The organism is uncultured Campylobacter sp. (assembly GCF_938002845.1).
Classification (GTDB): Bacteria; Campylobacterota; Campylobacteria; order Campylobacterales; family Campylobacteraceae; genus Campylobacter_B.
The window spans coordinates 77,430-90,578 of sequence record NZ_CALKZP010000037.1; the positions used below are offsets into that span (position 1 = coordinate 77,430).

Sequence of the window (13,149 nt, forward strand, 5' to 3'; positions counted from 1 at the left end):
GCGGTTTGAATCACGAAAATTTCGAGCGAAATTCGGACGCCGTTTCCGCTAAAAAGGCTGCGCGTGCGACAAATTTAAATTCCGCCCGTAAAAATTCCGCCGATACCGCCGCTTTGGATATTTGTGCGGTAAGCGCAGAGGAAATTTATACGACCGTGCGCGCAGACGACCGCGCCGCAGACTCTCTCAAAGCAGATGCCGCCTACAAAGCGGGTATTTCCGCAAACACCCTCGCAAGCGCGTCCGAACTCAAAAATATTCTTGAAAGCGCGCCTGCAAGCGACTTCATAGCGAGCGAGCTTGCGCACATCGGCAAAATAAGCGCCACGCCAAATATCCCTGCAGATGCGTGTACCTTTGCAGCGAGCGCAAACTCCGAGCACGTAAAGCTCAAGCTCGTCTATTCCTATGACGGCTCGAAATTTAGCGGCTCGCAGTCTCAGCCTCACGGGCGCGGCGTCGAGAACGTGCTACGCGCGGCTTTGGGGCGCGTGGGGATCTTTGCGCCGCTAATTAGCAGCTCGCGCACAGATAAAGGGGTGCATGCGCTGCGCCAGGTAAGCTGCGTCGAATGCACCATGCACTGGGAGCTGCCGCGTCTAAAAGAGCTCATAAACCGCCACTGCGCACCCTATATTTTTGTGCAACACATCAGCCCGGTGCCGCGCGATTTTCATCCGCGTTACGATGCCGTGGCGCGATGCTATCGCTACGTTTTAAACCATGGACGTCCAAGCCCCTTTCTTAGCGAGTTTTGCGTGTTTTATCCGCGCGTGGATCTTGCCGCGCTCAATGCTGCGCTTGCAAATTTCGTCGGCGAGCACGATTTTAGCGAGTTTATGAAAAGCGGCAGCGACATAAAAAGCCCTGTGCGCGAGCTCTACGTCGCGCGCGCCTACTCTTTTAGAAATTTAACCTTGATAAATTTTAAAGCCAATGGATTTTTGCGAGCGCAGGTGCGGCTGATGGTCGCAAACGCCCTAAAATCCGTGCAGAGCGGGCGCAAGATCAGCTTCTCGCGAGCGCTTAGCAGAATCCCCTTTCCGCCAAACGGGCTGTATCTTAGCGGCGTGAGTTATTAAGACTTGAAATTTATAGCGTTAAATTTTATCCACGGGCGTTTGGATTTCAAGCTTAGAATTTTATCGCGGTAAAATTCTGCATATGAGAGTAGATCGCCACCCTACTTTGATATTAAATCACCTGCGCCGCAATGTGTAAAATCGTAAATTTGCGCGAAATTCGATCTATTTTTATTAGAATTTTATAGAAATTTAGCAATACTTTTAAACTTTTAACTCAAAAAGGAGCAAAGATGAAAAAATTTTCTGTTGCTTTGGCCGGTTTGGCCTTACTAGCTAGCGTTTCAGGCGCTAAGGAGTTCATCAATATCGGCACCGGCGGTATGACCGGCACCTATTATCCGGTAGGCGGCGCGATTTGCCGCTTGGTAAATATGGATAAAAATATGAAATGCTCTGTGCAATCGACGGGCGGCTCGACATATAACGTCAATAACGTGCTTAAAAAAGAGCTAAATTTCGGCTTCGTTCAAAGCGATGTCGTCTATGATAAATACAACGGTACGGGCAAATTTCAAGGCGCGGCGGATAAAAATTTACGCTCCGTAATTTCGATTTATCCGGAGCTTTTGGCTTTCGTCGTCTCTAAGGAGAGCGGTATCAAAGCCTACGGCGACGCTGCGGGCAAAAAGATCAATATCGGAAACCCAGGCAGCGGCAACGAGTTAACCAGCACGATAGTTTTTGAAAACTACGACTTCGATCTTAAAAAGCTCGCCCAGCACGGTGTCTTAACCGCGCAAGAATGCCCTATGGCGCTAAAAGATAAGAAGATCGACGGATACTTCTACGTCGTAGGACATCCGACCGCAAATATCACTGATGCGGCGACTTCGCTTCCTATCGACTTAGTTAGCATCGACGATGAGCATATTAAAAAAATTCTAGAAAAATATCCATATTTTGCCAAAGGCGTGATACCTGCAAAAATGTATGACGGGGTAGATCACGATACGCAGACTATCGGCGTAAAGGCTGTACTCGTAACTGACGCTAGCCAAAGCGACGAAGCGGTTAGGGCGGTAGTTAAAGCTATACTTGATAATTTTGACGAGTATAAAAAGCTACATCCTGCGCTAAATTTGGTAAGCAAAGAATCTCTTTTAGAGGGGCTTAGTGCGCCGCTTCATCCTGCGGCAGAGGCGGTGTATAAAGAAGCCGGACTGCTGAAATAGGCTAGTTGATGGAGAAATCTACACAAAACGACGAGCAGGTTTTAGAGGTAAAAAGTAGAGAATTTACCTCTAAAAAGCTCTTCTGGCTCGTGACGCTGGTCTGCTTCGCGTGGTCGGTCTTTCAGCTTTATATCGCGTATTTTACGCTAAATACGAATATCGCGCGCTCGATCCACTTGGCGTTCGCTGTTTTTATAATTTTTTCGCTTTTTCCATTTCGCCCGCGCTCTAAGGCGCATTTTTATATCCCGTTTTACGATTATATTTTATTAATCGTCGGAGTCGCCGCAATCTTGTATCCTGCGATAGAATTTAACGGGCTAGCGCAGCGTCCGGGAAATTATCTAACCAGAGATATTGTAGCAGCCTTTATAGGTATTTTTATCCTTTTTGAGGCGGGTCGTCGTATGATGGGGCCCGCGCTTGGCATTATCGCTTTTACCTTTCTTCTGTATTGCTACTTCGGTCCTTATATGCCCGATATCATCGCGCACCGCGGCGCAAGCTTTGAACTGCTTGCAGGGCATATGTTTTTAACGACAGAGGGCGTATTCGGCGTGCCGGTAGGGGTCAGCACCAGCTTCATCTATCTGTTCGTGCTATTCGGCGCGCTTTTGGAGCGAGCCGGAGCGGGGCAGTATTTTATAAACGTAGCGTTTGCGATTTTAGGTCGCTTTCGCGGAGGACCCGCCAAGGCTAGCGTAATCGCTAGCGGACTAACTGGCATGGTAAGCGGTAGTTCGACCGCAAACGTCGTGACGGTGGGTACCTTTACGATCCCTCTAATGAAAAAAGCGGGGCTTACCGCCACTAAAGCGGGCGCTATCGAGGTCGCAGCAGGCGTAAACGGGCAGCTTATGCCGCCTATCATGGGCGCTGCGGCGTTTATCATCGCGGAATTTTTAGGCATGAGCTACACCAACGTAATGATCGCGGCGGTGATCCCCGCCTTTGTCTGCTACGCGGGGTTATTTTTTATCGTGCATCTGGAAAGCTGCAAGTTGGGACTTCACGGCAGCCGCGATTACGCCAAGGTTTCAAAGCTAAAAATTATATTTAGTGGCATTCATTACATAATACCGATTTTGGTGCTTCTTTTTACTCTATTGATTCTAAAAGAAAGTGCGATATCTGCGGCGTTTAACTCGATTTGCGTGCTATTTTTAATAATGATCGTACAAGAGCCCGCTAAGAAAACGATATTTGGCGAAAAGGTTGGCAAGTCCGATTTTATTGTCGGTTTTGTCGATATTTTTTGGGCTATGGTGGGCGCTGCTAAAAACATGGTCACGGTAGCCGTAGCTACCGCGCTAGCGGGCATCATCATCGGCTCGATCTCGCTTACCGGGCTGGGACAGGTTCTTTCAGAGCTCGTGGAGGCGGTCGCGGGAAATAGCATAGTGCTGATACTTCTGATGACTGCGATAATGAGCCTGATTTTGGGCATGGGACTTCCTACAACGGCGAATTATATCGTCGTTTCAAGCCTGATTGCGCCAGTGATTTTGATACTAGCGGGCAAAAACGGCTTTTTGATCCCTGCGATCGCAGTGCATCTTTTCGTATTTTATTTCGGAATTTTAGCCGATGATACCCCTCCGGTGGGTATTGCCGCATACGCCGCCGCAGGCATCGCAAAGGCAAATCCGGTAACCGTGGGACTTCAGGGCTTTATTTACGATCTGCGCACCGCCGTACTTCCGTTTGCGTTTTTCTTCAACAATAAGCTGCTTTTGATCCAAAGCATCGGCGATCCGATGGATTCAAAGAGCATCATTTGGATCAGCGATCCACTGCAAATCGTGCTGATTTTTGCCACGGCGATCGTGGGTATGTTTGCCTTCAGCTCCTCGCTACAAGGCTGGTTTGTAACAAAATGTAATCCACTAGAGCGCCTGCTATTGCTGCTAGTAACGCCGCTAATGCTGGTACCTAATATCTGCGCGAAATTCATAGAGTTTATCCCAAGTGAATACGCAAGTTATGGCGTCGGCGCTACGATCTACGTGCTAATCTTTGCAAAGCAGTGGCTTCTAAGGCCCAAAGACTCTGACGATACTCACGCCGAAAATAGCGCGCCTGCGGCGTAAATCTAAATTTGATCTCGCTAAATTTTAAGATAAATTTGCGGGGTCTTATTAAATTTTATCTTCTTATTTTGCATTCTTGCGCCAGGATTTTAAATTTGAATCGACTCTTTACTCTAAATTTAAAACCTCGGCAGATTGTGCCGTGCTGATAAATCTAGTTTAAATTTAAATCAGCCTATATAAACTACTCAAAATTTTAAATTGCGCCGAAGCGATTATGTCCCTTAGTAAGATAAATTTATTCATACGAAGCTACTGTGTTAAAAAACATCGCATGTTAATCCCATTGCTAGTCTATAATTATCGCAAGCCGCAGGATGCACGAAATCAATAGAGCAAAGCCGTTTTTGCCTTGCCGCTTGTAATGCCTTCGATAGTTTAAAATATACACGTCCACAAAAGCGAAAATGATTCTTAAAGCAGATAAAATCAAAAACTATGCAAAATTTCTTCAAAACGATTTGATAATTAAGACCGGGCGTTATAAAATTTTACTTATTTACAGCAATTTCTTGATTATATGCTGTATTTTATTTAAAATAATTTTTATGAAAATATCGATGGAATGGGGAATTATTAGTGAAATTTAATTCTATAAAAATACTTTAATAATTAATATTAAATTTATCCGCTTTGAGTTATAATCCGCGATTAAATTTCAAAATAGAGGAACAAAAATGCAAAAAGATATGTATTTTAAAAAGGCGAAATTTATCGCATTATCGATATGTGCGAGCGTTTCGATTTTATGCGGCGTCGAAGGCTCACACCTAAGCAGTGACGCAAATAGCACGAATCTTGGCGAAATCGTAGTAAGCGCGAGCGGCTTTCGCCAAGATATTAGGCAGGCGCCGGCCTCCATTTCCACCTTGGATAATAAAGAGATATCAAGCAGCAGCTTCACTTCGCTGCACGATATCGCGAATAAAATGCCTGGCGTCAGCGTCATCGCAGGCGACGACGGCCCGGCAAGCGGGATATCCATCAGAGGAATGGAAAGCTCCCAAACCCTTGTGCTTATCGACGGCAAACGCGTAAGTTCTGCGGCGGCGAACCCAAAAGGCGGAGCAGGCGATATGAACTCGAATTTTATCCCGCCCGCAGGAGCGATCGAGCGTATCGAAGTGATTAGAGGACCTATGAGTTCACTTTACGGAAGCGATGCGGTAGGCGGCGTGATAAATATCATTACGAAAAAGAATTTTTCTAAATTTAGCGGAAGCGCCGCCATATCTACGACTATCCAAGATCACGAGGGTATCGGAAACGGTAAGATGGGCGAAGCCTACGTCAATATTCCCTTCGGGCAGTATGCGGCGCTTCAGCTGTGGGGATATAAAAAGCTGCGCGACGAGGACGGCTATAAGGGAGGCTATCAAAAGAGCGATAAATCGGATTCTAACGCCAAGCTTTGGCTAACGCCGGATGAAAATAATAAATTTTACGTTCAAACCGGAAGGCAAAATCACGATTATTCAAGAACTCTTGGTAAAACCGCCGTTTATCCCAACGCGCGTGGATTAAATCACTATAAATATAAAAGAGAAAATCACGGCGTCGGATATTTGGGTGAGTTTGAAAGCTTAAGCGCTGATATAAGTTATTTTTGGGATAAGACTCGCCGTACGAGCATTTTTGATAGCCTTTCTCCCGCAATCGTAAAAAATAGAAATTTTAATTCCAAATTTACGACTTATCTCGGTATAAATACGCTTACCTTCGGCTATGATTTTAGCAAACAGGATGTGCGAACAACTTTTATCGTTTCAAACGCGAGCAGGCAAAATTTACGCTCTCCGCAGCGATTTTCTATGAACGAGCATGCGGGATTTTTAGAGGATGAGATTGAAATTTTGGAAAATACGCTATTTTTAACGCTCGGCGGCAGGCTCACGCACAACGAATACTTCGGCAACCACTTTTCACCCAGAGCCTACGCGACGTTTAATATAGACGATACCTGGACGATCAAAGGTGGCGTCGCAACCGGTTATAAAACTCCAGATGTCAATCAAATTTCGCCGGAAGTAGGCACGATTCAGGGCGGCTGGAGGATTATAGATTTCGGTAACGAGGATTTAAAGCCCGAGAAAAGCACGACCTACGAGATCGGGCTTTATTACGACAATGCAGACGACCTGCGCGGCAATATCACGCTATTTAAAAACGACTTCAAAGATAAAATTTTAGATACCGATGGCAGCAATATCAATAGGATTCCCGCTTACGGAGGCTGCGCTGGCGCACCGAGCGTTAATTGCCCGGGTTGGGGAACGTATTTTAATATAAAAGGGGCCGAGGTTTACGGCGTTGAGCTGAGCGGTGATTACGATATTACTAAAAAGCTAAATTTCAAGGCGAACTACACCTATAGCCACTCCGAGATCGAAACCGGGGATCCTACGATCTATACGCCAAACGGCGCCGTTAAATTTAGTCAAACCAATCTTAGTAGGCTAGATGGCAAATCCCTGACCGCTACTCCGAAGCATGCCGCACATGCGACACTTAGCTATAGGCCTATCGCTCCGCTTTCTACCTTTATCGGTCTTAATTACGAAAGCGAGCTTACAAGTGTGCAATTCGGTCCGGGCAATAGAGTCAGCAAAAACGACAAAAAGCTTTTTACTACGGATTTGGGCGCACAATACGATTTAAACGATAATCTGAGCCTAAATTTAACCGCTTACAATATCTTTGATAACGTCCGATACGACGAGGGTCTCGCAGACGATAGCAATTACTATTGGTACCCCGAGGAGGGCAGGAGGTTTTGGTTTAAGGTAAACGCTAAATGGTAAGCCTAAAAAACTTCCTTGTGATATTCGACGCACTCTTTTTACTATGCTTATTCGCTTGCGATCTGAGGGCAAAACCGCCGCAACAGATTGAGCGGGTAAGTGGAGCTGCGCGCGAAATGTTTAATGTGAGCGATTTTATTCTAAAAAGCAAGAACGGCGAAAAATATAAAATTTTTATAGCTCGCCAAAAAAATGTCGCTCGCTACGATAGGGTAGTTTTTATGGTTGATGCGAACGCGCAAGTTGCTATGCTTTTAAACTCTTATGCGCAAATTTATGCAGATCCAAATATAGCGAAAGAAAACGTCGAAACCGGGTCTAAATTAAATAAAGCCGTCCTTATAGTAGGCATCGGATACGACAGCCCGCTAGCGTATGATATTAAGCGTCGCACGAGAGATTTAACGCCCGCTGCGAGCGGCGAAGAATATGCAAACGGCGGCGGCGCAGCAGAATTTTACGATTTCGTAAAAGATGAACTATTTCCGCTCGTGGAGAAAGAATACTCTACGGCAAAAAGCGATAAAATTTACTTCGGACATTCTTTTGGCGGGCTATTCGGGATTTATGCTTTGCTACGCGACGATGGGATTTTCGACGAGTTTTTTATCGCCTCACCTTCGTTGTGGTGGGGCGAATCACAGCTGATCAGAGATGCCCTAGACGAGGGAAAGCTTAGATCAAATTTAAAAGCGAAATTCATAATGCTCGTTGCTGGCTCGCGTGAAATGCGTAAAGGGAAAACCGATAAAGCAGGAATTTTAAAAGCGGCCGATCTAGCTGAAATTTTAAAAGCAAGGGGGCTTTCTTGCGAGTTTAGGCTCTACGAAGGCGCTTCGCACGGCGAAGTAATCCCATTGGCTTTGCAAGATTTAGCGCTATTTACGCAAAGATAATCTTCTATTTAGCCGGTAAAGCCTTGATCTAAACTGCAAGCGTAGGACCGAGTGGCGCAGGCTCGTAGATTGCGCCGAAACGCGTCGCCGGATCTAAGAAATTAAATTTTAAAGCCCTTTTGGCTAGTATCGCGCAAATTTAAAGGAGCGAAAATGCAAAGTTTCAAATGGCAAATTTCAAAGCGGCTCAAGCAGGCGATGCGCGAGCGAGATATCGACAATCTCGCGCTCGTGCGCCGCACGGACGAGCTGTATTCGCGCGCGCACCCGGGGCACGACGAGGATATGCGCGCCGAAGTTTACGCGGTCTTGGACGAATACGCGCCCAACGTCGATATTGAAATTTTTGATCTAGTCTGCAAAGCTCTCGGCGTCAAAATCGAGCTAGGGTAGGGTTTTGCGCGTGGGATTTGCCTGTGCTTTTTGCTCGGGTGGCGGCGCTAAATCGGTTTTTGAAATTTTATTTAATTCGGCTTTGCACTGCGACGCTGATCGTACTGCGAGCCGCGGCCGCTCCCAGCCTTTAAAATACGCTGCGCATGGCATTCGCGCCGCACTTGTCATTTGCTACACGTGGATTTCGAGCCGGCTAAAACGAGCCGTCGCTCATACGACCGCGCCCGCCGCAAAATTTGCTAGCGGCGTGTCTTACGCGGCATTAAATTTTAACGGAGCCGTAAAATTTAGTAACGACGGCACCCATATCCGCGAGACGCGGATCGTGAAATTTAAACTCGAGCGGCGCGAACTTCGTAATTTAAGCACTCGCTTGCCCGTTCTTTAAAATTAAGCGCGCTTGTTTATTCACCGAAATTTAACTCAAATTTAAACGCTCTCTCGCAGGAATTTTAAAATTTACCGCACGATTGCATCAGCTCACACAGCTTCCACACGACTCGTACTACCCAATGTGCGCCTGGCTACTCCACGCGATGTGTTTTTGCGCCGTGAAGTTGGGAGCAGAGTTCGGCGTAGAATTGTGTATAAAATTTCATTCACGCAGCTGGCTCGCAGATAGCTTAATCGGCGGCTCCAAATTTTAAATTCCAATCAAAATTCACTCAAGCGGCGACAAATTAGCGATTAAAATTTGAAATTTTAGAAGTGAAATCTCACTCCTGCTTGCGATCAAAATTTTAAATTTTGCCGCAAAATTTCGCCCAAAATCCGCAAGATTAATATCTATTTTAACTGCAAAGTGCTAAATTTAGCGCTAAATTTTAATCCGAGGTAAGCTTTGAACTACTTAATCCAATTCAGCGTGATTTTAGGAATATCTTTTGTTGCGGAGATTTTGGCGGCGCTCGTGCCTGTGCCGATCCCCGCTAGCATCTACGGGCTAGTCATTATGCTTTTAGCCCTGATCTTCAAACTCATCAAAGTATCGCAGATCAGAGAAACCGTGTCGTTTTTTATGCAGATTATGCCTGTGATCTTCATCCCGGCGGGCGCCGCGATCATCATCGCAGGCGACGCGCTACGCCAGCATCTTTTCGCAATCATCGTGATTACGACGGTCTCTACGGTAGTAGTCATCGGTGCAAGCGGCGCGGTAACGCAAATTTTTTATAAAATCGCTCTCGCCCGCGTTAAGCGCAGGCTTTACGCAGCCGCGCACGAACAAGACGGCGTGAATACAAAGGGTGTGGATGCGAAGCTGGAGCGCGAAATTTTATCCGGAGACGATAAAAAATGAGAGAAATTTTAATGAACTCCGCTTTTTTCGGCGTATTTTTGTGTCTAGGCTCGTTTGAGCTGGGACTTTATCTAAAAAAGCGCTTTAAGCTAACGATTTTCAACCCGCTTCTAATCGGTATCGTGCTTACCGTCTGCGTGCTTTTAATCTTTAAAATTCCATACGAAAAATTTAACGCGAGCGCCTCGCACATTAGCTTTTTCTTAACGCCGATTACCGTCTGTCTAGCCGTGCCGCTATACGAGCAGCTGGCGCTTTTGCGAAGTAATTTTTTAGCTATTTTTGCAGGACTGATTTCGGGTATGATCGCAGGGCTAGGCAGCATCTACGCCATGTCGGTGATATTTGGGCTAAATCACACAATGTATGTCACGCTACTACCGAAATCCGTCACGGCGCCAATCGGTATGGGTATCAGCGAAAGCTTAGGCGGCATCGTGACACTAACGGTGGCCTGCATCATCGCTACGGGTATCATCGGTAGCGTATTTGGCGAGGCGCTACTTAAAATTTTTGGCATAAAAAAGGCGATGGCAAAAGGTATCGCCCTAGGCTGCGCGAGCCATGCGATGGGAACGGCGCGCGCTCTTGAGATCGGTGACGTAGAGGGCGCGATGGCGTCTTTAGCAATGGCAGTTACGGGACTTCTTACCGTCATCGGTGCCGGTATTTTTGCACATTTCATCTAAGGAGAAAATATGATAATCTCGATCGCTAGACAAACGGGCGCAGGCGGGCGCGAAACCGCGCGCAAACTAGCCGAGCGCTTAGGCTACACCTATCTAGCCAAGGCGGATCTGCTCCGCAAAGCAGACGAGCTTGGCTGCTTCGAGCAGATGTATGAGTTCTACAACGAAATGCCCGTAAATACGCTACTTCAGGCAATATCGCACAACGAGCTAGCCAATGAGCAGAAGCGCGATCGCATCGTAGCAATCTACGAAAAGATCGTCTCGGGCGGCAACGTTATAGTGCTTGGGCGCTGCGCCGGGTTTTTCTTGCGCGGACATCCGGATCTGCTGACGGTATTTTTACGCGCGAGTGATGAGTTTAAGCTCGCCAGATTAGAAAAAGAGGGTCATACCGACGCGCGCGAGTATATGGAAAACAGCGATGCAGGCAGGATGAGCTTTCATCAATACTACACCAACCAAGTCTGGGGCGCGTCCGCAAACTACAATATCTGCATCGACACGTCGTATTGCGGCATCGATAATGCGGTAAATATCATCGAGTATCTAGTCAAACATCACATTGAAAAGTGATTTGCGCCTAAGAGCACAAAAGTGGAATTTGTCTTTTCGAAGATGAATTCCACTTGATCTCGCAAACCCACCCTACTTCTATTGTAATTTAAAATTCACATCTCTTTCAGCTTGAATTCCATTTGTAAATGACGCATTTAGCTGTATTATAAAGTCTCTCGTTCAATGCGACATTAAATTCTAAACCGCGCCTACTCACCGAAAATCAGCAAAATTTAGCTAAAATTTGACGAAATTTAAATCCAAATTTAAGGAGATAAGATGCAAAGCAAAGCCCATCTATGCCCAAAATGCGGCGAAAACACGATATATTTCGACGGCATTTGCCACTCGTGTCGCCAAAGGCAGAGGCGGGAGGAGATTTTAAACCTAAGCGCGGACGAAGTGGAGGCGATGATCCTAAAAATCGTAGACCGAATCGACGAGATCGAAAAATGGGATGAGATTTACAACGATTTTTGGGCGCTTTTTAGCCTGCTGGATATCCACGATCCAAGGATCGCGCGAGCTGCGGCGGCGAAGCAGATCTACTATCCGCCCGAACTCTACTTCGGCGCGCCTAAGGATGTAAGAGACGCGCTCATAGCAAAACTAGACTCGCTACAAGATAACTCCAAAAACACTCTAAACGACCTTCTGTGCTCGCTTGCGTGGCAGGGCGACGAACAGACGACGCGGCTTTTTTACGAGCTGTATCAAAACCCGAAGCCGTGGCGCCAAAAGCTCTACGCGGGCACTGAAATTTACGCGCAAATCGGCGGTTGGAGCTTTGATCGGATGGGCGAGCGAAAATCGCTCGTTTTTGATAAATGCCTCACAGCAGTGCGCGTAAAAGATAGCGCGGAGAAAAACGGCGAGCGCGCGAGCGGGCTCGGAGATGAAAGCGCGAGCGAAATTTTAAATTTCAAAGGCGGCGCGAGCGGCGCAAATTCCGAACAAAATGCGCAAAAAGACGCAAGCGAAATTTCAAATTTATACGCGGGCGCGCAGAGTGCTCGCACAGGCATGGGCGAAGACGCGATCTTGCGGAACGAGCGCGCAAATTTCAAATCAGACGCGCAAAAAGACGCTAGCAGCGGTTTAAATTTAAGCGAAAATGCAAAGAACGCCAGCTGCGAAGGCGCGAACCAAAACGCGGATGAGCCCGTACGTATCGGCAGACCTACGGGGCAAAAGTGCGAGTTTTGCGGCTGCGAGATGCTCGATATGCTGCGTCTAAAAGCATCTGAGCCGCGGCTTGCGTTTCTAAATTTAAAGCACGACGCGATCTTTCGCTGCTGCCCGACCTGCGTCGGTTCGGTAATATATTTTTGCAAATGCGGCGCGGACGGCGAGCCGCAGATGCGCTGCGAGAGCGAAGGGATGGAGAAGAGCTACTTTTCGCAGCAGGATATGGCGCGGCTGAGCGGTATGAAATTTAAGCTAGGCGGCGAAGTATCGCCATTTTACGGCTGCTTTGACGAGCTTGACGTGACCGTGGGCGGCTATCCGCAGTGGGTGCAGGACGCCGAGTATCTGAGCTGCTCTAGCTGCGGCGGGACGATGAAGCATCTAGCGCAGATCCCATTCGGCGAGCTGGTACAGGGCGAGGGGGTCATATACGTGCAGATCTGTGAGAAATGCGAGGTTTTGGGCGGCTGCTTTCAGTGCACATGAGGGCGGGGCTTTTAAAATTTGCGCCCCGAGCCCGCGCAAAAAATTAAGCTATAATTGCGTTTAAATTTAATTAAAGGAGAGATTATGGGATTATTCGGTTTGAGCAAAAAGGCTGAGAAAGCGCAGGAGCCGAGCACGTTCGCGGGCAGGGTAGATAAATTTTGGGCGGAATTTAGCGGCGTGATAGATGAGATCAAGGCTGATCTGACGGCAAAAGAGTTTGAAAAGGCGATGCAAAAGACCGACGAGAAGCTTCGTATCTGCCTTGCCGAGCCATATTTTATGACGGGGCTCGTGGGCGATAAACTCGATCTGGTGCTAACTCCCGAGGGCATAAGACACCGACTCTTTTGGCTAAGCTTCATCAAAAACGCTATGCCAAAGCAGCTTGAGGACAGAATGCTCTGCACGCTCGGAAAGCCGCGCGCGCCGCGAGGTATCGGCGGGATCGAGATGTATGGTACCCGCGTAAACGCCGAGGAGTCGAT

General features: G+C 47.2%; 11 protein-coding genes. All 11 read left to right on the top strand.

Annotated features, from left to right (window positions below; all coding sequences use genetic code 11):
• The first annotated feature begins 335 nt into the window (after positions 1-335).
• Positions 336-1,082 carry a tRNA pseudouridine(38-40) synthase TruA gene (gene truA, locus Q0224_RS10980; RefSeq protein WP_366939504.1) on the top strand — a complete coding sequence of 249 codons (747 nt, stop codon included), beginning with the start codon at positions 336-338 and terminating at the stop codon, positions 1,080-1,082.
• Between the two features lie 233 nt (positions 1,083-1,315).
• Complete coding sequence (locus tag Q0224_RS05410; protein WP_291937906.1) at positions 1,316-2,257, top strand: TAXI family TRAP transporter solute-binding subunit; 942 nt, start codon at positions 1,316-1,318, stop codon at positions 2,255-2,257.
• 8 nt (positions 2,258-2,265) lie between these two features.
• Positions 2,266-4,347 (top strand): TRAP transporter permease, encoded by a 2,082-nt coding sequence (locus Q0224_RS05415; RefSeq protein ID WP_297949713.1) that lies wholly within the window; start codon positions 2,266-2,268, stop codon positions 4,345-4,347.
• Between the two features lie 677 nt (positions 4,348-5,024).
• Entirely contained in the window at positions 5,025-7,148 is a 2,124-nt protein-coding gene (locus tag Q0224_RS05420) for a TonB-dependent receptor (RefSeq protein WP_297949715.1), read from the top strand.
• Positions 7,142-8,044 carry an alpha/beta hydrolase-fold protein gene (locus Q0224_RS05425; RefSeq protein ID WP_297949718.1) on the top strand — a complete coding sequence of 301 codons (903 nt, stop codon included), beginning with the start codon at positions 7,142-7,144 and terminating at the stop codon, positions 8,042-8,044. The genes Q0224_RS05420 and Q0224_RS05425 overlap by 7 nt, the downstream gene beginning before the upstream one ends.
• 153 nt (positions 8,045-8,197) lie before the next feature.
• The gene (locus tag Q0224_RS05430) at positions 8,198-8,437 is read left to right on the top strand and encodes a hypothetical protein (protein ID WP_297949720.1); all 240 of its coding nucleotides are present in this window, start codon (positions 8,198-8,200) and stop codon (positions 8,435-8,437) included.
• 844 nt (positions 8,438-9,281) lie between these two features.
• The gene (locus tag Q0224_RS05435; RefSeq protein ID WP_297949722.1) at positions 9,282-9,740 is read left to right on the top strand and encodes a CidA/LrgA family protein; all 459 of its coding nucleotides are present in this window, start codon (positions 9,282-9,284) and stop codon (positions 9,738-9,740) included.
• Positions 9,737-10,429 carry an LrgB family protein gene (locus Q0224_RS05440; RefSeq protein WP_295151400.1) on the top strand — a complete coding sequence of 231 codons (693 nt, stop codon included), beginning with the start codon at positions 9,737-9,739 and terminating at the stop codon, positions 10,427-10,429. The genes Q0224_RS05435 and Q0224_RS05440 overlap by 4 nt, the downstream gene beginning before the upstream one ends.
• Before the next feature lie 9 nt (positions 10,430-10,438).
• Positions 10,439-11,005 carry an AAA family ATPase gene (locus tag Q0224_RS05445; RefSeq protein WP_005873246.1) on the top strand — a complete coding sequence of 189 codons (567 nt, stop codon included), beginning with the start codon at positions 10,439-10,441 and terminating at the stop codon, positions 11,003-11,005.
• A 261-nt stretch (positions 11,006-11,266) separates the two neighbouring features.
• Complete coding sequence (locus Q0224_RS05450; protein WP_297949724.1) at positions 11,267-12,661, top strand: cytochrome C; 1,395 nt, start codon at positions 11,267-11,269, stop codon at positions 12,659-12,661.
• An 84-nt stretch (positions 12,662-12,745) separates the two neighbouring features.
• Positions 12,746-13,149 (top strand): hypothetical protein (locus Q0224_RS05455; RefSeq protein ID WP_297949726.1); only part of this gene is annotated, 404 nt, incomplete at its 3' end.

Coding starts and splice junctions, on each gene's coding strand:
- Q0224_RS05440 (WP_295151400.1), top strand. CDS start 9,737: ATGAGAGAAATTTTAATGAACTCCGCTTTTTTCGGCGTATTTTTGTGT.
- Q0224_RS05415 (WP_297949713.1), top strand. CDS start 2,266: ATGGAGAAATCTACACAAAACGACGAGCAGGTTTTAGAGGTAAAAAGT.
- Q0224_RS05445 (WP_005873246.1), top strand. CDS start 10,439: ATGATAATCTCGATCGCTAGACAAACGGGCGCAGGCGGGCGCGAAACC.
- Q0224_RS05450 (WP_297949724.1), top strand. CDS start 11,267: ATGCAAAGCAAAGCCCATCTATGCCCAAAATGCGGCGAAAACACGATA.
- Q0224_RS05410 (WP_291937906.1), top strand. CDS start 1,316: ATGAAAAAATTTTCTGTTGCTTTGGCCGGTTTGGCCTTACTAGCTAGC.
- Q0224_RS05420 (WP_297949715.1), top strand. CDS start 5,025: ATGCAAAAAGATATGTATTTTAAAAAGGCGAAATTTATCGCATTATCG.
- Q0224_RS05425 (WP_297949718.1), top strand. CDS start 7,142: ATGGTAAGCCTAAAAAACTTCCTTGTGATATTCGACGCACTCTTTTTA.
- Q0224_RS05430 (WP_297949720.1), top strand. CDS start 8,198: ATGCAAAGTTTCAAATGGCAAATTTCAAAGCGGCTCAAGCAGGCGATG.